The sequence below is a fragment of the Bacteroides ihuae genome (assembly GCF_900104585.1).
Classification (GTDB): Bacteria; Bacteroidota; Bacteroidia; order Bacteroidales; family Bacteroidaceae; genus Bacteroides; species Bacteroides ihuae.
Map to the genome: position 1 here is coordinate 1029732 of NZ_FNVX01000005.1, position 23108 is coordinate 1052839.

At 36.2% G+C, this 23108-nt stretch carries 18 protein-coding genes; 5 read left to right on the forward strand and 13 right to left on the reverse strand.

Annotation, left to right across the window (positions count from 1 at the left end; all coding sequences use genetic code 11):
• Positions 1-172 precede the first annotated feature (172 nt).
• Both htpG and BQ5338_RS09710 read right to left on the reverse strand, forming a co-directional pair.
• Complete coding sequence (htpG, locus tag BQ5338_RS09705) at positions 173-2218, reverse strand: molecular chaperone HtpG (RefSeq protein ID WP_071146585.1); 2046 nt, start codon at positions 2216-2218, stop codon at positions 173-175.
• Positions 2219-2323: 105 nt separating this feature from the next.
• A complete protein-coding gene (locus tag BQ5338_RS09710) occupies positions 2324-4864 on the reverse strand; it encodes an ATP-dependent Clp protease ATP-binding subunit (RefSeq protein ID WP_071146586.1) in 2541 nt (846 codons plus the stop codon).
• A 610-nt stretch (positions 4865-5474) separates the two neighbouring features.
• On the opposite strand from BQ5338_RS09710, the gene gyrA reads away from it, so the two are divergent.
• Complete coding sequence (gene gyrA, locus BQ5338_RS09715) at positions 5475-8006, forward strand: DNA gyrase subunit A (RefSeq protein ID WP_071146587.1); 2532 nt, start codon at positions 5475-5477, stop codon at positions 8004-8006.
• Positions 8007-8043: 37 nt separating this feature from the next.
• Positions 8044-9261, forward strand: coding sequence for a tetratricopeptide repeat protein (locus BQ5338_RS09720; protein WP_071146588.1), 1218 nt, complete (start codon positions 8044-8046; stop codon positions 9259-9261).
• Between the two features lie 306 nt (positions 9262-9567).
• Here the strand turns inward: BQ5338_RS09720 and dapA are convergent, their stop codons facing one another.
• Both dapA and ligA read right to left on the reverse strand, forming a co-directional pair.
• Entirely contained in the window at positions 9568-10461 is an 894-nt protein-coding gene (gene dapA / locus BQ5338_RS09725) for a 4-hydroxy-tetrahydrodipicolinate synthase (RefSeq protein WP_071146589.1), read from the reverse strand.
• Positions 10462-10562: 101 nt separating this feature from the next.
• On the reverse strand, positions 10563-12560 hold the full coding sequence (gene ligA / locus BQ5338_RS09730) for an NAD-dependent DNA ligase LigA (protein WP_071146590.1): 1998 nt from the start codon (positions 12558-12560) through the stop codon (positions 10563-10565).
• Between the two features lie 76 nt (positions 12561-12636).
• Between ligA and trmD the strand changes: the two genes are divergently transcribed.
• Positions 12637-13314, forward strand: coding sequence for a tRNA (guanosine(37)-N1)-methyltransferase TrmD (gene trmD / locus BQ5338_RS09735; protein ID WP_071146591.1), 678 nt, complete (start codon positions 12637-12639; stop codon positions 13312-13314).
• A gap of 435 nt (positions 13315-13749) precedes the next feature.
• Here the strand turns inward: trmD and BQ5338_RS09740 are convergent, their stop codons facing one another.
• The 5 genes from BQ5338_RS09740 to BQ5338_RS09760 form a co-directional block, all read right to left on the reverse strand.
• Entirely contained in the window at positions 13750-14661 is a 912-nt protein-coding gene (locus BQ5338_RS09740) for a dihydroorotate dehydrogenase (protein ID WP_071146592.1), read from the reverse strand.
• Positions 14649-15425, reverse strand: coding sequence for a dihydroorotate dehydrogenase electron transfer subunit (locus BQ5338_RS09745; RefSeq protein WP_071146880.1), 777 nt, complete (start codon positions 15423-15425; stop codon positions 14649-14651). Before BQ5338_RS09745 ends, BQ5338_RS09740 begins: the two co-directional genes overlap by 13 nt.
• Positions 15426-15504: 79 nt before the next feature.
• Positions 15505-15966 carry a helix-turn-helix domain-containing protein gene (locus tag BQ5338_RS09750; protein ID WP_071146593.1) on the reverse strand — a complete coding sequence of 154 codons (462 nt, stop codon included), beginning with the start codon at positions 15964-15966 and terminating at the stop codon, positions 15505-15507.
• A gap of 1065 nt (positions 15967-17031) precedes the next feature.
• A complete protein-coding gene (gene holA / locus BQ5338_RS09755; protein WP_071146594.1) occupies positions 17032-18051 on the reverse strand; it encodes a DNA polymerase III subunit delta in 1020 nt (339 codons plus the stop codon).
• An 18-nt stretch (positions 18052-18069) separates the two neighbouring features.
• Positions 18070-18846 (reverse strand): AMP nucleosidase, encoded by a 777-nt coding sequence (locus BQ5338_RS09760; protein ID WP_071146595.1) that lies wholly within the window; start codon positions 18844-18846, stop codon positions 18070-18072.
• A 65-nt stretch (positions 18847-18911) separates the two neighbouring features.
• Between BQ5338_RS09760 and BQ5338_RS09765 the strand changes: the two genes are divergently transcribed.
• Positions 18912-19361, forward strand: a complete 450-nt coding sequence (locus BQ5338_RS09765) for a type I restriction enzyme HsdR N-terminal domain-containing protein (RefSeq protein ID WP_071146596.1) — start codon at positions 18912-18914, stop codon at positions 19359-19361.
• Positions 19362-19557: 196 nt separating this feature from the next.
• Here BQ5338_RS09765 and BQ5338_RS09770 read toward each other — a convergent pair whose 3' ends face one another.
• Both BQ5338_RS09770 and BQ5338_RS09775 read right to left on the reverse strand, forming a co-directional pair.
• Positions 19558-20361 carry a zinc ribbon domain-containing protein gene (locus BQ5338_RS09770; protein ID WP_071146597.1) on the reverse strand — a complete coding sequence of 268 codons (804 nt, stop codon included), beginning with the start codon at positions 20359-20361 and terminating at the stop codon, positions 19558-19560.
• A 5-nt stretch (positions 20362-20366) separates the two neighbouring features.
• The gene (locus BQ5338_RS09775) at positions 20367-21461 is read right to left on the reverse strand and encodes a Nif3-like dinuclear metal center hexameric protein (protein WP_071146598.1); all 1095 of its coding nucleotides are present in this window, start codon (positions 21459-21461) and stop codon (positions 20367-20369) included.
• A 107-nt stretch (positions 21462-21568) separates the two neighbouring features.
• Between BQ5338_RS09775 and BQ5338_RS09780 the strand changes: the two genes are divergently transcribed.
• The gene (locus tag BQ5338_RS09780; protein ID WP_071146599.1) at positions 21569-21964 is read left to right on the forward strand and encodes a DUF4891 domain-containing protein; all 396 of its coding nucleotides are present in this window, start codon (positions 21569-21571) and stop codon (positions 21962-21964) included.
• On the opposite strand, the gene BQ5338_RS09785 is transcribed toward BQ5338_RS09780, so the two are convergent.
• Positions 21954-22340 (reverse strand): VOC family protein, encoded by a 387-nt coding sequence (locus tag BQ5338_RS09785; protein ID WP_071146600.1) that lies wholly within the window; start codon positions 22338-22340, stop codon positions 21954-21956. The genes BQ5338_RS09780 and BQ5338_RS09785 overlap by 11 nt on opposite strands.
• Positions 22341-22343: 3 nt before the next feature.
• Positions 22344-22847 carry a GNAT family N-acetyltransferase gene (locus BQ5338_RS09790; RefSeq protein ID WP_071146601.1) on the reverse strand — a complete coding sequence of 168 codons (504 nt, stop codon included), beginning with the start codon at positions 22845-22847 and terminating at the stop codon, positions 22344-22346.
• Positions 22848-23108 lie beyond the last annotated feature (261 nt).

Consider the following 23108-nt stretch of genomic DNA (forward strand, 5'->3'; position numbering starts at 1 on the left):
TTAAGTATTTAGCTGTTATTAATTTAAACGAAATATTCAAATATATAGAATAATATTCAATTAGTCTATGTCGATGTCCATTTTTATAATAAAAAAAGGCATTGCAGCTTATCTATTGTAACCGCAATGCCTTTTTGAAATGTAGTAAGTGTGATAATTAAAGACAGAACAATCAGATTAGTTCAATACTTCTCTTCACAAAATTATTTAATGCTTCGCCCTTCAGCATGTTATTTTGAAGCAAAGCCAAGTCAATAAGTTGGCGTACAACTTTGTTATTACCAGCGTATGTGGCGAAAACAGCTTCTTTTTTCTTTTTCAATTCATCCTGTTTCTTATCCAATTCGCTTAACTCGTCTTTTTCTGCTACAGGAATTTCTTCTTCCTTCTTTCCTTCATGGCCTTTCTTCAAATCGTTGCAACGATTGGCCATTACATCTATTTCAGCTTGAATAGGAGCAACCGATGAAGTACAATTCTTTTCTTCATCAGACAACACTGATTTAAGAAGTTTATGATCTGTATTCAGAACAAGGTTGAACATATCGGGCATTTCACCGTAGAAACTCATTCCAGCTTGTATGTTGGCCATTTCTTTCATACGTCGCATATACTCACTTTGAGTAATCATTACCGGCAAACTATTTTCACCCAAAGCTTGAGCAACTACGCTGAATTCAACTTTCTCAACCTTAGGTAACTGGCTATTAAAAGCAACAGTAAGAGCTTCTTGCTTATGTGCTTCAAGAGCAGAATCTTGCTTATCTTCTTTTACAATAAGATTGTCAGCCACATCACTATCTACTCTCGTAAAGCGTGCTTTCTCAAACTTCTGCTCAAAAGTGCTTACTAAAGCGATATCAAGCTGTCCATCCATCAATAACACATTATAACCTTTGTTCTTAGCAGATTCAATATAGCTATATTGTTCGTCCTTATTGCTGGCATACAGATAGATAAGATTGCCTTCTTTATCAGTCTGATTTTCCTTAATCAAAGTTTTATATTCCTCGAAAGTATAGAATTTACCATCTGTATCGCCTAATAAAGCAAACTTTTCGGCTTTTTCATAAAAATCTTCCTGAGTCAACATACCGTAGTTGATGAATATCTTAAGATCGTTCCACTTCTCTTCAAATTGTTTGCGATCATTTTTGAATATCGCTTGCAAACGATCCGAAACCTTCTTTGAAATATGAGCTGATATCTTCTTAACGTTTGAATCGCTTTGTAAGTACGAGCGAGAAACGTTCAATGGAATATCAGGAGAATCTATCACTCCATGCAATAGTGTCAGGAAATCAGGAACTATGCCCTCAACAGAGTCGGTAACGTACACTTGATTGCAATAAAGCTGAATTTTATTTTTATTCAAATCGATATTGCTCTTTACTTTGGGGAAATAAAGAATACCAGTAAGGTGGAAAGGGTAATCTACATTCAGATGAATCCAGAACAAAGGTTCATCAGACATAGGATAAAGGTCGCTATAAAATTTCTTATAATCTTCGTCTTTAAGCTCAGCCGGTTTGCGAATCCAGAGCGGAGTTGTTTCGTTGATGATATTGTCCTCAGTCGTTTCTATTTGTTTGCCGTCCTTCCATTCTTTCTTTTTGCCAAAAGCAACCGGAATAGGCAAGAAGCTGCAATATTTTTTCAATAAAGAGGATACACGAGCTTCTTCAAGAAACTCTTTGCAGTCATCATCGATATATAATATAATATCTGTTCCACGATCTGCTTTTTCAACCTCTGTAATTGTAAATTCTGGGCTGCCATCGCAGCTCCATTTAACGGCCTGCGAACCTTCTTTGTGTGATTTTGTAATAATCTCCACTTTCTTAGACACCATAAAGGAAGAGTAAAAGCCTAGTCCAAAATGTCCTATAATGGCATTAGCGTCATCTTTGTATTTTTCCAAAAAATCATTAGCGCCCGAAAAAGCTATTTGATTGATGTACTTGTCTATTTCTTCCGTGGTTAAGCCAATACCTCTGTCGGAGATAGTTATTGTATCTTTAGCTAATGATACCCGAACAGTAAGATCACCTAATTCTCCCTTGAACTCGCCCATGGAAGCTAGTGTTTTCAACTTTTGGCTTGCGTCAACAGCATTAGAAACTATTTCCCGAAGGAAAATTTCATGGTCACTGTACAAAAACTTTTTAATGATGGGAAAGATGTTCTCTGTCGTTACCCCAATATTTCCTTTTTGCATAATAACTTAATATTTTATTTATTAGATTAATAATAGTAATTTTACTTTCATAAACGCAAAAAAAATGCCAGACTAGACTAGCCTGACATTTTGACGGTTAATAAATTATTTACCTTGTGTTTCTATAACCATTTTCAATTCAATTTTTTCTTCATTGACTGTTACTCGAATAATATCGCCAGCAGAGAGTGAAGAAGAGATGATTAATTCAGAAAGTTGATCTTCTAAATAAGTCTGTATAGCACGTTTCAAAGGACGAGCTCCAAATTGCACATCATATCCTTTGAAGGCAATGAATTCTTTAGATGCATTATCAAGCTGAAGGGAGTACCCAATAGTCTCAATCCTTCCATAAAGGGCTTTCAACTCAATATCAACGATCTTGATTATAGCTTCCAATGAGAGTTGATCAAACGTTATAACTTCATCTACCCGGTTTAGAAATTCGGGCGCGAATGACTTACTTAAAGCTTTCTGTATTACACTTCGCGAAAACTCTCTATCGTTCAAACGGCTATTTGTAGCAAAACCAACACCTCTTCCAAAATCTTTCAATTGGCGAGTTCCTATATTGGAGGTCATGATGATGACAGTATTTTTAAAATCTACGATTTTGCCATAACTGTCAGTTAATCGGCCTTCATCCATTACTTGCAACAAAAGATTAAATACATCGGGATGTGCTTTCTCTATTTCATCAAGCAAAATGATTGAGTAAGGTTTGCGACGTACCTTTTCGGTAAGCTGCCCACCTTCTTCATACCCCACATATCCCGGAGGAGCTCCTACAAGCCTGGATACGGTGAATTTTTCCATAAACTCGCTCATGTCAATTCGAATTAATGAATCCACAGAGCCAAACATGTATTTAGCCAATTCCTTCGCTAAATGAGTTTTACCTACACCAGTAGGCCCTAAGAACATGAATGTCCCGATAGGCTTGCTCGGGTCTTTCAGACCTACACGACTACGCAAAATAGCCTTAACTAACTTTTCAATGGCAGAGTCTTGCGCTATTACTCTTGACTGCAAATCTTCTTTCATACTTGCAAGCTTAGCGCCTTCGGCTTGTGCCATGCGTTGTACCGGAATTCCGGACATCATTGAGACTACATTGGCAATATCTTCCTCATCAACCGTCTGCCTATTATCTTTTAAGGTAGCTTCCCAATCATTTTTCATCTGATCTAGATGCTCCGAAAGTTCTTTCTCTTTATCCCGATAACTGGCAGCAAGTTCGTAATTCTGAAGTTTAACTGCTTCATTCTTTTGAGCTGTTGTTGTCTCAATCAGTTTTTCTTGCTCTTCAATCTCCTTTGGGACACTTATATTTGTTAAGTGAATCCGTGAACCCGATTCATCGAGCGCATCAATTGCTTTATCTGGAAAATTACGATCAGTAATATAACGGTCCGTTAACTTCACACAAGCTTCAAGAGCTGCTTCCGTATATCTAACGTTATGATGATCCTCATATTTATCTTTAATATTCTTCAATATCTGTAGAGTCTCTTCAGCAGTGGTTGGTTCTACAATCACTTTCTGGAATCGACGCTCTAAAGCCCCGTCTTTTTCAATATTTTTTCTATATTCATCAAGGGTAGTAGCGCCAATGCATTGAATTTCTCCACGTGCCAAAGCCGGTTTCAACATGTTGGCAGCATCCATAGACCCGGCAGCAGATCCTGCACCTACAATGGTATGAATCTCATCAATAAACACAATAACATTCGGATTGCGATGCAATTCGTTTAAAATAGAACGAATTCTTTCTTCAAACTGTCCACGGTATTTTGTGCCTGCTACGACTGACGTCATATCTAACGCTACAACCCGCTTATCAAACAAAATACGAGAAACTTTTTTCTGAACGATTCTAAGAGCCAAACCTTCTACAATAGCTGATTTACCCACGCCAGGTTCACCTATTAATATAGGATTGTTCTTTTTGCGACGGCTTAAGATTTGAGCCAAACGCTCAATCTCTAGTTCACGACCAACAACAGGATCTAGTTTTCCTTCTTCGGCCGCTTTCGTCATGTCTGTTCCAAAGTTATCAAGCACAGGAGTATCATTAGCTGGCTTTTTTATAGCTTGGGCCTGTTGCTGACGTTCTTGCTGTGGATTGCTGTTCCCCGGGGAACGAGGCTCATCCACTTCATCGTCATCTTCATCATCATCCCCGGTAAAACCGAGGCCTGCGTTAATATCAGGCTGCAAAGACAGTTGCTCGAAGAACTTCTTATAGTCAACATCATTTTCTTCAAGCACTGTAGCTGCCAGATTATGCTTGTCCTTCAAAATAGCTAATAGCAAATGCTCTGTATCAGCCACATTACTTTTCAGTAAACGTGCTTCGAGAATTCCCATTTTTAATATCCTTGAAGCATCATTAGATAAAGGTACTTCAGCGTCAGGCAACAACATTTCATCCTGATATAGCTTCAACATACCCTCAATACGCTTCTTTAATCCAGTTAGATCAATTTTTAATCCGGAAAGTATCTCAATGGCTTTTCCTTCACCATCTCGAATTAATCCCAATAAAAAATGTTCAGGTCCTATATAGCCATTTTTGAGGCGATTGGCTTCTTCTTTGCTATATATGATGATCTCAGAAACTTTCTGTGAGAATTGATTATTCATATTGCATTTCCTTTCTATAAGAGGTTAGTGTATACAAGAATGGCAAATATAAGCAATAATTGTACGTATGCACAAAATTCACCATCTTTAATGTATCAACAAATCTCATGCCATTTTTGATTGCTCTACACAATAAAACTGCATAATTTTAAATATAAATATCTTCAGTTAGATGCAATAATTTCTTATTATTTACAAATGACGCTATTCTCAGCTATGATATAACTTCAGCGTGGTGAAGTAGTTAATTCAGCACGCTGATCTAGTTAATTCACCGCGCTGAAGTAGTTAATTCAGCAAACCCCTCTCAGAAGGCTTGCTGGGGGTGATCTTCTAAATTTACAAACATCACTCTGTGACTCCCTTTTGTCAAAAGATCAATGGTGCTTAATTAACTAAATTCACAGACTTAAAAAAACACTGAAAGCATTAATGATAGCAAGTAAGAGCAGTTACTTTTTCCATTAAAAGCACTTCCAACAACAAATGTTCGACTGGAGTTGTTGATGCTGTCATATTTTTCATAAAATACTTTTGTATATCGTGAAAAAGTAGTACTTTAGCGTGGTTTTTCATAGACCATGTAATGTAAAATTAATAATCTTTTTAAATGCTTGAACAAGACAGAATTATAAAGATTAACATTGAGGAAGAAATGAAGTCATCGTACATAGACTATTCTATGTCGGTAATTGTTTCTCGTGCTCTTCCTGATGTTAGAGATGGATTTAAGCCCGTTCATCGTAGAATTCTTTATGGTATGATGGAATTAGGAAATACATCAGATAAACCTTATAAGAAATCAGCCAGAATCGTAGGTGAGGTGCTAGGTAAATATCACCCTCATGGTGACTCTTCTGTATACCTAGCTATGGTCAGAATGGCCCAAGAATGGGCTATGCGCTACCCATTGGTAGACGGACAAGGAAACTTTGGTTCTGTAGATGGCGACAGTCCTGCTGCTATGCGTTACACCGAGGCTCGCTTAAACAAATTGGGAGAAGAAATGATGCAGGATCTTTATAAAGAAACTGTGGATTTTGATCCAAACTTTGATAACACGCTTGTAGAACCCAAAGTGATGCCAACCCGTATACCTAATTTGTTGGTAAACGGTGCATCTGGTATTGCCGTAGGTATGGCAACAAATATGCCACCTCACAACCTTTCCGAAGCCATTGATGCTTGTATTGCCTATTTGGAAAATAAGGAGGTTACGGTCGAAGAACTTATGAATTACGTAAAAGCTCCCGATTTTCCAACCGGAGGTTATATATATGGCATGAGCGGAGTTCGCGAATCATATCTTACCGGGCGTGGGCGCGTGGTGATGCGAGCAAAAGCTGAAATAGAATCCGGACAAACGCATGACAAAATTGTAGTTACCGAGATTCCATACAACGTAAATAAAGCTGAACTAATTAAAGCAATAGCCGATCTTGTTAACGATAAGAAGATTGAAGGAATATCAAATGCAAATGACGAATCAGACCGCGATGGTATGCGTATCGTTATTGACATAAAGCGCGATGCTAATGCAAGTGTGGTATTAAATAAGCTTTATAAGATGACTGCATTGCAGACTTCTTTTGGCGTAAATAATGTTGCATTGGTTAATGGTCGTCCTAAAACACTTAACTTGCGTGATTTAGTGCTCAATTTTGTTGAGCACAGACATGACGTAATCATTCGTCGTACTCAATTCGATTTGAGAAAAGCGCAAGAAAGAGCTCACATTCTTGAAGGTTTAATCATTGCCTCTGACAATATTGACGAAGTTATTCGGATTATTCGTGCTGCTAAAACGCCTAATGAAGCAATTGCAGGACTAATATCTCGATTTGAATTAAGTGACATTCAAGCCCGCGCTATCGTTGAAATGCGCCTTCGTCAGCTAACCGGCCTGATGCAAGACCAACTTCACTCCGAATATCAAGAGGTGATGAAACAAATTGCCTACTTTGAAGGAATTCTTTCTGACGATGATCTTTGCCGCAAAGTAATCAAAGATGAGTTACTTGAAGTCAGAGCTAAATATGGTGATGGCCGTCGTTCAGAAATCGTTTATTCATCCGAAGAATTCAATCCAGAAGATTTCTATTCCGATGATGAAATGATTATCACCATTTCTCACATGGGGTATATCAAACGCACACCACTTTCAGAATTCCGCTCACAAAATAGGGGTGGGGTAGGTTCTAAAGGAAGTGAAACAAGAGACGAAGACTTTGTAGAGCACATATATCCAGCCACCATGCATAATACCATGATGTTTTTCACTCAAAAAGGAAAATGTTATTGGCTTAAGGTATATGAAATTCCAGAAGGATCTAAAAACTCGAAAGGTAGAGCAATTCAAAATCTCCTAAATATTGATTCGGATGATGCTGTTACTGCTTATCTTCGCGTGAAAGATTTATCTGATGAAGCATATATAAATAGTCACTACGTATTGTTCTGTACTAAAAATGGTGTTATCAAGAAAACTCTATTGGAACAATATTCCAGACCACGTCTAAATGGAGTAAACGCCATCACTATTCGTGAAGACGATCGAGTGATTGAAGTACGTATGACCACTGGTGAAAATGAAATAATTATAGCTAACAGAAATGGTCGTGCTATCCGCTTCAACGAGAATGCTGTTCGTGTTATGGGACGTACAGCTACTGGAGTTCGTGGTATGACTCTAGATGAAAATGGAGAAGACGAAATTGTAGGGATGGTTTGCATCAAAGATGCTGAAACTGAATCTATAATGGTGGTTTCCACGCAAGGATACGGCAAGCGTTCTGAAATTGAAGATTATCGAAAGACTAATCGTGGAGGTAAGGGTGTTAAGACAATGAACATTACCGATAAAACAGGAAAATTGGTAACAATTAAGTCTGTAACTGACGATAGCGATTTAATGATCATAAATAAATCGGGCATTACCATTCGACTTAAAGTTGGAGACGTTAGAATTATGGGACGTGCTACTCAAGGTGTTCGATTAATTAATTTGGAAAAGCGTAATGACCAAATTGGTTCTGTATGTAAAGTTACCTCAGAGAGTTTGGAAGAAATACCACTAGATGAAGATGAAAATCTTCCAGGTGATATATTGAACAACGATGTTCCTTCCATAGAAGAAGAATAAAAATAGACATAATATTAATAATTAATCAACAACAATCATGAAAAGAGTATTATTTTCTATGGTTTTATTGTTTATGGCTAGCATCTCTTTTGCTCAAGAAAAGAACGTAAAAGAGGCGAAAAGAATAGCTAATGAAGTAAAACCAGACTTTACAAAGGCTGAGCAGCTTATAAAAGAAGCTTTAATCAACCCTGAAACGAAAGAAAATCCTGAGACATGGGATGCCGCTGGTTTTATTCAGAAAAGAATAAATGAAAAAGAGATGGAGAATGCATATCTAAAGAAACCTTACGATACTCTTAAGGTGTACAATAGCGTATTAGATATGTATAAGTATTATCTCAAATGCGATCAATTGTCTGAAATACCCAACGAAAAAGGTAAGGTTAAAAACAAATTCAGAAAAGCCAATTCTGCAATAATGCTAAGTGAGCGCCCAAACTTGATTAATGGCGGCATTCAATATTTCAATTTGGATAAAAACAAAGAGGCACTAGCTTTCTTCTCTACTTATGTAGATGTTGCCGCTCATCCAATGTTTGAGAAAGAAAACTTCCTGCAAAAAGATACTATTTTGCCTCAGGTAGCATACTATGCAACTCTAGCTGCTGCCAAGCTGGAAGATTATCCTACCGTACTTAAATATGGCCCTTATGCGCAAAATGACAAAGAAGTAGGTAAGTACGCTATGGAGTTTATGGCTACTGCCTATAAAGCTCAAGGCGATACAGTAAAATGGGTTTCTACATTGAAGGAAGGTATACAGAAGTTCCCAGATCATTCATTCTTTTTTGGCCACTTAATTGATTACTATAGCAATGCAAATAAATATAGTGATGCAATGCAGTTCGCTGATGAGATGTTGGCAAAGGACCCGAATAATACTTTCTATCTTTACGTAAAAGCGTATTTGTATCATAACATGAAAGAATATGATAAAGCAATCGAGTTTTATAAGAAAACCATTGCTATAGATGCAAAATATGCAGAAGCTTATTCAAATTTAGGCTTAATCTATTGTTTGCAAGCTCAAGAGTATGCTGCTAAAACTACAGCAGATGTCAATGATCCCAAATATAAAAAGGAACAAGCTGCAATAAAGAAATTTTATGAGGAAGCAAAGCCATATTACGAAAAGGCTAGAGAGCTAAAGCCAGATCAAAAAGACTTGTGGATACAAGGTTTATATAGAATATACTACAATCTGAATCTTGGTACGCAATTTGAAGAAATTGATAAATTAATGAATAATTAATTCAAAAACATATATAATAAAGAGGATACCAAGTTCTTATTTGGTATCCTCTTTATTTTTCTACTAAAGATACTTTTATTTAAAATGCATGTAATAGAGTGGTTATGTTTGAATATCAGGGATATATATTAAACATAATATAGATTATAAATCAAATAAGTGCCTTTTTAAAAATGAAATATAAGCTTACTTCAAAAGCTTCTTATAAGTATAGCCACCTGTATTTATTTGCTGCTACAAAAAAATCCGAAAAGATATTCTCATTAATCTTTTCGGATTTTTATAATTTTAAAATTAGCAATCTCGCTAACACTTTATATTTAGCTCATTAAGAACTTTACGAATCGCTTCAAAAGTGGTAATTCTAGTAGGAACCAACGGCAGACGCAACTTATTTTCAATCATTCCCATAGCATTCAACATTGATTTAACACCCGCAGGATTGCCATCAACAAATAGTAAGCTGAATAATTCGGTAAATCGATGGTGAATGGTTAAAGCATTTACAAAGTCTCCTTGCAAAGCTAAACGAGTCATGCGACTAAATTCACGTGGGAAGGCATTCCCTATAACAGAAATAACCCCAACAGCACCAAGTGTAATTAAGGGGAAAGTAATGCCGTCATCTCCCGAAATAACATCAAAATTGGTCGGTTTATTTTTTATGATATCATCCATTTGAGTGATGTCACCCGAAGCCTCTTTAATCGCCACTACATTTTTAAAATCACGAGCTATGCGCAAGGTTGTTTGTGCAGTCATGTTTACTCCTGTTCGCCCTGGAACGTTATAGAGCACGATAGGTAGTTCTGTAGCGGCAGATATTGCTTTATAGTGCTGATATATACCTTCTTGAGATGGTTTGTTGTAGTATGGTACTACGGACAAAATGGCGTCTACTCCAGTATAGTCGTCATTTTTTAAGCTTTCTGCAATAGCCCTTGTATTATTACCTCCAACTCCAAGGAGTATTGGTATTCTTTTATTAACGCGTTCAATTACAACTTTTTTAATTTTTGTTTTTTCTTCTTCTGTCAGTGTCGGAGTTTCGGCTGTTGTTCCCAGCACACATAAAAAGTCTGCATTATTTTGGAGTAAGTAATCCACCAATCGTAATAATGCGTCATAGTCAACACTTTCGTCTTCTTTGAAAGGAGTAATCAGTGCTACCCCCATTCCTTTCAATTTAGTCTGTATCATGAAATTATAATGATCTCTAAGTAATATGCTCGCAAAAGTACGAATATTTTCTCTTTTACCTACTTTAATGGTGCATAAAATCAGCTTAAAGCACAAAAATGTTACGAGATAAGTGTTATAAATTCTTCCTCATTTACTATTCTAACCCCCAACTTGTGCGCTTTTTCCAATTTTGACGGCCCCATATTCTCCCCAGCAAGGATAAAACTTGTTTTTGAAGAAATGCTCCCTACATTCTTTCCACCATTTTTCTCTATAATATCTTTGTATTCGTCTCTAGAATGATGTGTAAAAACGCCACTGATAAGTATGGATTGTCCTAACAGCTTATTAGTGGTATCTAGAGTCTCTTCTTCGCTACGAAACAAACGTAAGCCATGGCTTTTCAATTTTTCCACTAAGTTCCTGTTTGTTACGTTTTCAAAATAAGCGAGAATGCTCTGAGCTATTTTTTCGCCTATTTCATCGATACTTTTCAGAGTTTCAAGGTCAGCTTTCTCCAGTTCTTCAATATCGCTAAAGGCACGAGCTATCTTCTTTGCTACCGTTTCGCCCACAAAGCGGATACCCAATGCAAATAAGACACGCTCAAAAGGTACTTGCTTGCTTGCTTCAATGCCATTAATAATGTTTTCAGCTGATTTATCTCCCATGCGATCCAATTCTTTTATATCTTCTATACGCAGGTCATACAGATCGGCCGTATTCTTTATATGTCCCAATCTGAAAAACGAATCAACTGTTTCAGGACCTAAACCTTCAATATTCATAGCTTTACGGCTAATGAAATGCTCTATTTTTCCTTTAATCTGAGGAGGGCAAGCTGTTTCGTTTGGGCAATAATAAGCCGCTTCTCCTTCAAAACGTACTAACCTACTGCCACATTCTGGACAATTTTTGATGAATTCCACTTTTTCGCCAATCATGAAGCGCAAAGAAGTATCCACACCAGTAATTTTCGGAATAATTTCTCCTCCTTTTTCCACATAAACCATGTCTCCAATATACAAATCGAGTCCCTTAATAATGTCTGCGTTGTGCAGGGATGCACGTTTAACGACTGTTCCCGATAATTGTACAGGATCCAGATTGGCTACGGGAGTAACAGCACCTGTTCGTCCAACTTGAAAAGTCACCTTATTAAGCCGTGTCAAGGCTTGTTCAGCTTGGAACTTGTAGGCTATAGCCCAACGAGGAGATTTTGCCGTGAAGCCCAGATTTTTCTGTTGTTTCAAGCTGTTTACTTTAAGCACAATACCATCTGTGGCCACAGGAAGATTTTTCCGTTCCAGATTCCAATGATTGATAAAATCGAATACTTCCTGAAGCGTTTGGCACTTACGCATCAACGGAGATATTTTAAAGCCCCATCTCTGAGCTTCCTGCAGGTTTTCATAGTGCCCATCACACGGCAAATTGTTGCCCAATAAATAGTAAAGATAAGCATCAAGCTTTCTTGAAGCAACTATCGATGAATTTTGTAATTTAAGCGTTCCTGACGCAGCATTTCTAGGATTGGCAAAAAGAGATTCTTCTCGTGCCTCTTTTTCGCGATTTAGTTCTTCAAAAACTTCCCAAGGCATAAGTATTTCACCTCTGATTTCGAAAGATGAAGGATAATTATCTCCATGCAGCACCATCGGAATTGTTCGTATAGTCTTTACATTGTCCGTAACATCGTCTCCTTTTTCTCCATCACCACGGGTGACAGCACGAACTAATTGTCCATCTTCATAAGTTAATGAAATAGATGTTCCATCATATTTCATCTCGCAACAGATCTCAAAATCTTCATTCAAAGCTCTTCGTACTCGTTCATAAAAGTCGGAGACTTCACCTTCAGAATAGGTGTTGGCAAGTGAAAGCATAGGATATTTATGAGCCACCTGAATAAAATTCTTATTCAAATCACTTCCAATGCGCACTGTAGGCGAATTGCCGTCTCTAAACTCTGGATGTTCTTGTTCTAAATCTTGAAGTTCACGCATCAGGTCATCAAATTCCTTATCTGCAATTTCGGGAGAGTTTAAGACGTAGTAGTTATAATTATGCCTATGAAGCTGGGCACGCAATTCGTTGATTCTATCTTTCGCAATCATATTTCTAACATTGTTTCACGCAAAAATACGTGATTATCTTTGAATATTTGTACTTTTGCGAGAAATTAAAAGAGATATGCGCATTGACATTATTACAGTTTTGCCGGAGATGATTGAGGGATTCTTTAATTGCTCAATCATGAAACGTGCTCAAAGCAAAGGACTTGCTGAAATCCAGATTCACAATCTTCGTGACTATACAGAAGATAAGTATCGTCGTGTAGATGACTATTCTTTTGGTGGATTTGCCGGAATGGTGATGAAAATCGAGCCAATAGAACGCTGCATCAATGTTTTGAAGGCAGAGCGCATATATGATGAAGTAATATTTACGACTCCTGATGGTGAGCAATTTGATCAGAAAATGGCTAATACACTATCATTAGCTGGCAATTTAATTATTCTTTGCGGGCATTTCAAAGGTATCGACTACCGTATTCGCGAGCATTTTATAACCAAAGAAATCAGTATTGGAGATTATGTATTGACTGGAGGCGAACTTGCAGCGGCTGTAATGGCAGATGCAATAGTACGAATCATTCCGGGAGTTATCTCTGATGAACAATCAGCTCTTTCGGACTCCTTTCAGGATAACCTTCTTGCTGCTCCGGTATATACACGCCCGGCAGAATATAATGGGTGGAAGGTTCCAGATATTCTCTTGTCCGGGCACGAATCCAAAATAAAGGAGTGGGAATTACAGCAGTCTTTTGAACGAACCAAGCGACTTCGCCCGGACTTGTTGGAAGATTAAACTGCATTATAAGCAAAATAAAATGTCCTAAATCATGTCGTTATGAAGCTACACTTAGCTTTATAATGTAAATATTTCACACGTAGCCCTGCAAGCGTTCTGAGAGAGGTTTGCTGAATTAACTACTTCAGCGTGGTGAATTAACTAGATCAGCGTGGTGAACTAGTTAATTCACCACGCTGAAGTTATATGCGCTATATAAATAATGCTATTTGTAAATATAAAGCATCTATATATATTTAGCCTGATTATTTATTCGATACATTTTAGTATGCCAGGCAGTACTGCAAAAAGAGATATTCCCCTCTGTTTTTTACTCTATTCTCTGGTATATAACAAAGGCATCAGTCATAAGAAAAATGATGCCTTTGATTTATAATCCTAAATAGCATATTATTATAAAAATAAATGCGAATAAGTATATTTGAATTATAGTTACACCTCAAGTGCTCCTACAATCTCTTTAATAGACTTAATTTTGTGTCTTTCCAAATAATCGTTGATTCCTTCTTCCACTTTAATAGTAGTAGTCGGATCGATAAAATTTGCAGTACCTACTTGTATAGCAGAAGCTCCTGCAAGAATAAATTCTATTGCATCTTTCCAATCCATAATACCCCCCATTCCAATGACTGGTATTTTTACTGCATTAGCAACCTGCCAAACCATGCGTAGTGCAATAGGTTTCACTGCCGGTCCCGATAAACCACCCGTAATTGTGGAGAGCAAAGGACGTCTGCGTTCCGCATCGATCGCCATTCCTAGCAGAGTATTGATTAATGATACGCTATCTGCTCCACTATCTTCTGCTGAACGAGCTATTTCGGCAATGTCAGTCACATTTGGAGAGAGTTTCACGATAAGTGTCTTTTTGTAAGCCTCTCGCACAGCTTTAACAACATTATGAGCTCCTGTTGTGGTTACTCCAAAAGCCATGCCACCTTCCTTCACATTGGGACATGATATATTTAATTCAATAGCAGAAATATTGTCAAGTTCGTTGATAATTTCAGCAGTTTCTACATAGTCATCAATGGCAGAACCTGATACATTTACAATTATATTTGTATCGAGGCCTTTGATGCGAGGATATATGTGATCAGCGAAGTATTTTGCGCCTTTATTTTGCAAACCAACAGCGTTTAGCATGCCTGATGGGGTCTCTGCCATACGTGGATATGGATTACCTTCACGTTTGTGAAGAGTAGTACCTTTCACAATAATACCGCCTATTCGCTCTATATTTATAAAATCTTGAAATTCTTCGCCATATCCAAATGTACCCGATGCAGTCATTACCGGATTTTTCATTTTTAGTTCTCCAATATTTACACTTAAATCTGCCATAATAGTTTATTTATATTAAATACTGGACCTTCTGTACACACACATAAGTGCCCTTCACTAGTATTTTCAACACAACAAAGACATGCACCTATTCCACATGCCATCGTATTTTCCAGCGAAACTTCACAAGATATACTTCTTTCTTTGGCATGTTTAGCTACAGCCATCATCATTGGCTTAGGACCGCAAGTATAAATTTGATCAAACTGCACCCTATTTAATATTGAATGCTGGGTGACGTATCCTTTTTCACCATGAGTTCCATCCATAGTTGTAGTATAAACGTCTCCATAGATTGCAAACTCAGTAAGCTGTAGCAAATCATTCTTACTTCTAGCTCCCAGTAAAAAAGTGGGTTTACAGCCGCTTTTAGCTATTTGTTCCCCCAAATACAACATTGGTGCAGTACCAACACCTCCACCAACTAATAGGACGTTCTCTGAGGGCGTTTGCGGCATCGTAAAGCTATTGCCTAAGGGAAACATTACATTCACTTTATTACCAGGGATCACTTCAGCAAGCTGCCTTGTTCCATCACCTATTATTTGTATCAAAAACCATACTTCATTGCGTTCTTTATCCACGAAATTAATAGAAATAGGACGACGCAAGAACGTTTTTTGCGAGCCATCGACCAATAATTCAGCAAATTGGCCTGGAAGCATATCCGGCAATATGGATGGAGCTGTCATCTTAAGTAGCACATAGTTTGTGCTTAATCTTGTGTTCTCAGTGACAATCAAGTCTAAAATAAATTTTTTCATGTGGGTTATATAGAAGAGAGTATATTCGTATTCAATTGACAAAGATACATGAAAATGCGCAAAATCTAACTCTTACCGATTATTTTTCACCCTTGAAAGTCTCATACGTATTATCATCGAAGAAAATTCTTATTTCAGTGATTTTTCTGGATGGTCTTTCTATGTACCTAATCTCCTGTTTTACAGTCTCTTTAGGTAGGTTATCAAATGGTTTTGAAACGATTTCCTTGCGATATTCTGAATCATCCGCCCGTTTGGGCGGATTTAATTGATTCTCATCAAATAGAGAAGGCAGATAATCGGAAGATGGTGTTGCTGAAGAATTATTTTCCATTAGATTACCTTTACCATATAAAAGCCACTCCAGATTTATATAAGTATATCTTTGATGGACTTTCATTATCACATCCAAACTCGGATTATTTCGACCATTCAAAATATGAGAGAGAGTAGATTGTTGGATACCAATGCTTTCTGCAAAAGTTCCTGATGCCATATTCTCTCTTTCCATGACCATCTTGATTCTATCTTTAATATCCATCTTTTATGTAATTACAAATATACTATAAGTCGGCTATTCACAATTATACTAAGTGAAAGAACTGCTGTACAAAAGTATGTAGATAAAATTACAAATGCAAATTATTACTCTTATATTTATAACTACACAAATGTACTATGCGCTTCTTCTGATATCACGAATGGCAAAAGATACAATTGTATTTTACAAAAAATCTATTCGAGATACAATATACTATTAATTAATTAATCATCTAGTAATAAAGTACTTATACATCAATGACTTGTATAAAAAACCTATTATTACAAATGTTAGCTAAATACTATCATAAAAAAGAACTAAACATTTAGTATATTAAATATAAATCAATGATTATCAATGTATTATCAATTGTAGTATTAAATGTTAAGGAGTAAATTATACCATTGTATACTATTATTTTATCGAATTATAAAGTCCAATACTTTAGTGAAATAAATCATGCTTATTACATATATATTTATTTGTATATGTAATATATTATAATTGTAATCTGTTATATCACGATTATAATATACAATAGTTGCATACATAACAAAAGTGAAGTATAAAAAGTAAGAAGATAGAATTCTATACTCTTTATATGAAAGTAAAATTGGATATCCGAAATGATATTTGCATCTTATCACCAAATTATAATGACATAATCTTCACTAATGATATTTCCTTGCTATATTTTCGAGTAAATGGACGGTGAAACTAAAATAATGAATTCTGAGAGGCTTAAAAACAGTATAAATACCACATAATCAATGATTTAAGTTTTATTTTTCACTCTGATATTTTTTTAATCTAGAGAAAAAAGACGCTTTAGACTTACTTTTATATTAAAATGGCAAAATGATATGTGAAGAATGAATATTAGAACCGCAAGAAGTTATTTATTAAATAAAAAGGAAGGAGTCGCTAAAATTTTATAAAATGCCACACTGTGTTTACGTGTATACACAGAGCGTGTACATTCTATTCATAAATAGAATGTACACGTTAAGAAAGACCTGATTTATCTAAGTTAGTTTTTACTAAAGAAAATAACAGCGTAAAATATTAATGAAGAATATTGAAAACAAGTTCGGAAAGAATATCGCCATTGCTCATTGAACCACAATCCACTCCTTTACTTTTCGCATCAGCATATCGAATGTATCCAATGATTTGCATCGTTTTTACTCCGTTATATTTTCGCATAGCAGCAACGTAGTCACGAGCCTGCCAAGGAGTCTTTAATCCTAACATTGAAGCAATTCCTTGTTCAGATTTTTCAGGAGCATAATAAGCTAACATCAAATTAGAGAAGAAATTGAATAGCAAAGGTAATGTCATTTGGATAGGATTTGCTTTAGGATTTTCGTCGAAAAACTTAATGATCTTATTAGCTTTGAACACATCCTTTTCAATTAATGCGCTCCGCAGTTCAAAGTTATTGTAGTCTTTACTTATACCTATATTCTTTTCTACTTGCTCAGGCGTTATTCGCATTTGCCCCTTAGGTAATGTAATTATAAGTTTTTCAAGTTCCCCCGTTAGCCGACTGAGATCGGTTCCTATAAAGTCAGCTAGCATTTGAGCTGCTTTAGGTTCAACATCAACTCCTTTGAGCTTTAGGTAAGAGGATATAAAAGCAGGAAGCCCGGCCTCCTTAATCCGCTTTGATTCAAAAAGTATGCCTTTATTTTCTATCTCAACGGCTAACTTCTTTCTCCGATCAAGTGTTCCGTGTTTATGACACATCACTAATATAGTAGAGTTGAGAGGTTTTTGGAGATAAAAAGTTAGTCCTTCGATATTTTTTATAGCCTGTGATTCTTTTACGATAACCACCTGATATTCGGACATCATTGGATATCTTTTAGCCGTATTTATTACGGTAGAGATATCTACATCAGCTCCATAAACGACCGTTAAGTTAAACTCTTTTTCAGCTTCAGTTAAAACATTGGCTAAAATATAATCAGCAATCAAATCGATATAATAGGATTCTTCACCCATCAAATAATAAATGGGGCGGTATTTTTTTGCTTTTAATTCTTTAAGAATATCATCACAAGTTAATTCTTGCTTGGCCATATTTACATAGAAGTGTTATTACCAGTCAAATTTCAAATGTTTTACAGTTTTCTTCGCTTCAATAATCATTCGTAAAGATGCTATACCAATTTGAACATGTTCTTTTACATAATTTTGAGTTACAATATTATCACTTTTATCTGTTTTTACTCCTTCCGGAATCATTGGTTGGTCAGATACAAGTAACAAAGCTCCTGTAGGAATATGATTAGCAAAGCCAACACTAAATACCGTGGCTGTTTCCATATCAACAGCCATAGCACGTGTCTTTTGAAGATAACTTTTAAACTCATCATCATGCTCCCAAATACGACGGTTGGTAGTGTACACTGTTCCCGTCCAGTAATCTCGCGCATGATCTCTGATGGCTGAAGAAACAGCACGTTGCAACATAAATGCGGGGAGCGATGGTACTTCAGGAGGGAAATAGTCGTTAGAAGTTCCTTCTCCACGGATAGCAGCAATAGGCAGTATCAAATCTCCAATTTTATTCTTCTTGTCTATTCCGCCACATTTGCCTAAAAATAAGCAAGCTTTAGGAGTAATAGCACCCAATAGGTCCATAATAATTGCTGCATTAGGGCTACCCATACCAAAGTTAATAATCGTAATCCCTTCGGCAGAAGCTGATATCATATTAGCATCTGTACCTAAAATAGGGACATTAAATTCTTCCGCAAATATTTCGACATACTTGTTGAAGTTGGTCAACAATATATATTCTCCAAAATCTTCGAGATTACGTTTAGTGTAGCGAGGTAGCCAGTTAGCCACGATTTCTTGCTTCGTTTTCATAATAATTCATTAAATTTGTATTTCCAATAAAAGAGGAACCAATATTTAACGTACAAAAGTAGTAAATGTTATCGTTAAACCTGCCTGCGTTTGAGACAAAAATAGCTTTGCGCAACGAAAAAAGTGTCATTTTCGATATAATTCGTAAACGATACGTAGCATTGACCCCTGAAGAATGGGTAAGGCAACATTTTGTTCATTTCCTTATAATCCATAAAGGATATCCAGCTGCATTGATGGGCAATGAAATTTTGTTGAACCTCAACGGTACAAAGAAAAGATGTGATACTGTACTGTACCGACGGGACTTAACGGCACAAATGATCATAGAATACAAAGCACCCCACATAAAAATCACTCAGGCCGTTTTTGATCAAATCACTCGCTATAATATGGTTTTGAAAGTAGATTACCTAGTGGTGAGCAATGGCATGCAACACTATTGTTGTCGAATGAATTACTCTGACCAGAGCTATACATTTCTTGAAGATATTCCAGATTACGCCGCATTATAACAGATATAATCCTATCAATAAAAACGCAAACTGGGAGTCAATATCTTCGCAAATACAAATAAGCCTTTAGAGTATACAAATCACTCTAAAGGCTTATCAATTCTATTACTATCTAATCGCAATAATAGATTAAGACTAGCTTGCCTTGAACGCTTCAATACTAATACTTAATTAATATCTCTAAGGAAGGATCGAGTTATTTTTTTCCGGCTTTTTCCACCTTTTCAACTTTCTGCTCTATTTCGATACCTGCTAATTCAGGGTCAATTATCACCCTACCACAATATTCGCAAACAATAATTTTCTTACGAGAACGAATATCCAACTGTCTCTGAGGTGGAATCTTATTAAAGCAACCACCACAAGCATCACGTTGTACATACACAATACCTAATCCATTGCGTGAATTTTTGCGGATACGCTTAAATGATTGAAGTAAACGAGGCTCAATAGTTGTTTCCAGAACTTTGGCTTTATCTCTCAGCTTTTCTTCTTCTTGCTTGGTTTCTGAAACGATTTCATCCAATTCGCTTTTCTTTTGATCAAGATCTTTCTTTCTCTCATCTAAAATGGCTATACTTTTAGCTGCTTCTTCCGATTTTTCTTTCTCTTCAGTAACAAATTCCTTGATACGCTTTTCACACAACTCAACTTCGAGAGTCTGAAATTCAATTTCTTTGCTTAAGAAGTCGTATTCACGGTTATTACGTACATTGTCTTGTTGAGATTTATACTTGTCAACTGCAACTTTTGAAGTATCTATTTCAATTTTCTTAGCAGCAATAGACGCTTTCAACTCGTCAATTTCTGCTTTAATTTTATCGATACGCGTACTCAAACCGGCAACTTCGTCTTCAAGGTCTTGTACTTCCAAAGGAAGTTCTCCTCTTAAGGTCTTAATTTTATCAATTTCAGACAACATAGTTTGCAATTGAAACAATGCTTTTAGCTTTTGCTCAACAGTCAACTCTTTCGGTTCGTTTTTTGCTTCTTTAGCCATTTTACTTATAAATATTTAATGGGATTTGTATTTATTTTACTAAATCGTAATGTAAAATTAGGAAATAAATCCCGGATTATGGAATAAAAAATTTCTTTTGTATATTGTTCGCTCTCGTAATGTCCTATTTCTGCAATTAAAATATCCGATTCGTAGCCAAAATAATCATGATATTTCATTTCGCCTGTAATAAAAACATCTGCCTTGCAAGCAATTGCGTTTTTTAGGAGAAAAGCTCCTGAACCTCCGCAAAGAGCTACTTTATGAATTTCACGCCCAGACAATCTGTTATGTTTCAAACACCCTACCTCAAATGTTTTCTTGATTCTTTTTAGAAAATTAAGCTCAGTTTCCGAGCTATCTAACTCTCCCACTACACCAGCTCCAGATTGCTGCCAAGCATTCATTAAAGGATAAAAATCATACACCGGCTCTTCGTAGGGATGAGCAGCAATCAAAGCTTTTGCTACTTCTTCTTTCTTGAAGATAGGCAAAATTGTTTCTATTCGAACTTCTCCTTCATGATGTAATTGGCCTATAGTGCCACAAAATGGCGTTGCTGATTCATTTGCACGAAAAGTCCCCTCGCCTTCCATATTAAAGCTGCATGAATCGTAATTACCTATACAGCCGCATCCAGCTGAGAATAATGCAGCACGCACAACATCCGCTTGGATAAATGGTACAAATGTAACCAGTTTCAGTAGGCTATTTTCTTTTTCAGACAGAATCTGAATATTTTTCAAACCTATTTTCTCTGCTATTTTAAAGCTTACACCTCCTTGGACATTATCCAAATTAGTATGGGCAGAATAGATCGCAATATCATTCTTTATAGCCTTTAACATGCAACGTTCAATATAATCTCTACCAGTAATAGACTTATATCCCTTAAAGATTAGTGGATGATGAGATATAACAAGATTGCACTCAGATGCTATTGCTTCATCGAGTACCGCTTCAGTAACGTCCAGACACAACAAAGCCCCTGTTGCTTCCGCATCTGTTAGTCCTATTTGCATGCCGGCATTATCATATCCGTCTTGCAATGGCAGAGGCGCGAACCGTTCAAGGGCGCTTACTATTTCTTTAATTTTCATTATTAATAGAAAATTTGAGGCAAAGATAATATATTATCAATAATAATCCATCCTTTTACTCCTTTTTTACTACATTAGTCGCAAAAGAATATTAATAATCTATTATTATGAAGAAAACTCTTTGTGTTTTAGCCTCTATTTTAGTTTTTTTTGCCTGCCAGCAATCACTCAAAAGCGATCATACAGTAGCCCAGATAGAGATTAAAGAAGATAATAACATCAAAGCAATGGCTATTTTCTGGGTAGATAAAGTACAAAGAAAGCAAAATGAACGATTACAAATTCAAACGGTTAAAGCAAAGGTCTTTATTCACAAAAGCGGTAAAGTCAACATATTATCGTTTATCAAAGAGCAGCCCGAAGATATTCAACGATATTTGAAGTATCGCTTAGAAATTTTCAAAGTAACAAAAATCATGATTGACAGTGGTTACATTAAAACCGGTGAACAATACGTACAGTTACGTTATATTCCTCAAAAAATGCGTTCGTTTAATCCGTAATCTCCACTCGATTGCCATCGGGATCCAGCACAACGCTCTCAAAATATCCATCCCCAGTAGTTCTTGGTTCTCCGGCAATGACATAACCATCTCTACGGAGCCTATCAGTAAGTTCTACTACACCATCTTTACTTCCTAATGAAAAAGCAAAATGAGCTAAACCAATGCAATCAATATTGGCTTTTAACGCTGTGACATCCATTCTTTTCATTATTTCTAAAGCACTGGTACCTTTATCAAAGCTAATAAAATAAGACTCAAAACCTTTAACAGAGTTAATGTATTTATCATTGCTTTCCCCTCCGAAATAAGTTACATAGAAATTTCTTTGTTCTTCTAACTGTTGTGTCCAGATAGCTATATGGCTAATATACATATTTCATTTTTTAATTATACTGTAATAGTGAAAGTCCATAATAACTCCATTCTTTATCAAAGCACTTTTCAATACAGCTTCTTTTTCAAATCCTACTTTTTCGAGTACTCTCATCGAAGCAACATTAGAGCTAAACACCATTGCAAAGATCTTACTGAAGAAGAGTTCGCCAAAAGCGTATTGAATAATTTGTTTCACCGCTTCACTCATTATATCATTTCCCCAATACTCCTCTCCTAGCCAATAGCCCAATTCGGCTGAAATCCTTTCAACATCGCTGCCCGGAATGAGTCCGATACCTCCTACGGCCCTTCCGCCAATATCAATGGCAAAATCCATTTGTGGGCCACCTTTCTCGGTAAGCATTAAAATATACTCGCGCGCATCTTCTTCCGTATAAGGATTAGGCAAAAAATCTCGCACATTGTTCCATATTTTAATATTATTGATATGCTTGGCCAGAGAAGGAACATCATCTAAATTCCATGCTCTTAATTTAAATTCCATATATGGTAGAAATCAAATTATAGTAATACATTTACAAATGTAAATAAAAAAAAGAAAAAAGCCTGTCATGATTTGTCATTATTCTCTAAAAAATTTAGATCAAATCACACAAATACGGCTGAAAGCATCATTCCAGACACATCATTTTATTCCCAATTAATATTGGAGTGACCCGCAAAATGATATGCACAACACTAATTTATGATGAAATATAAGGAGGAATAATTTTTATGCTTTTGATTCGTCACCCTAAATATCTAT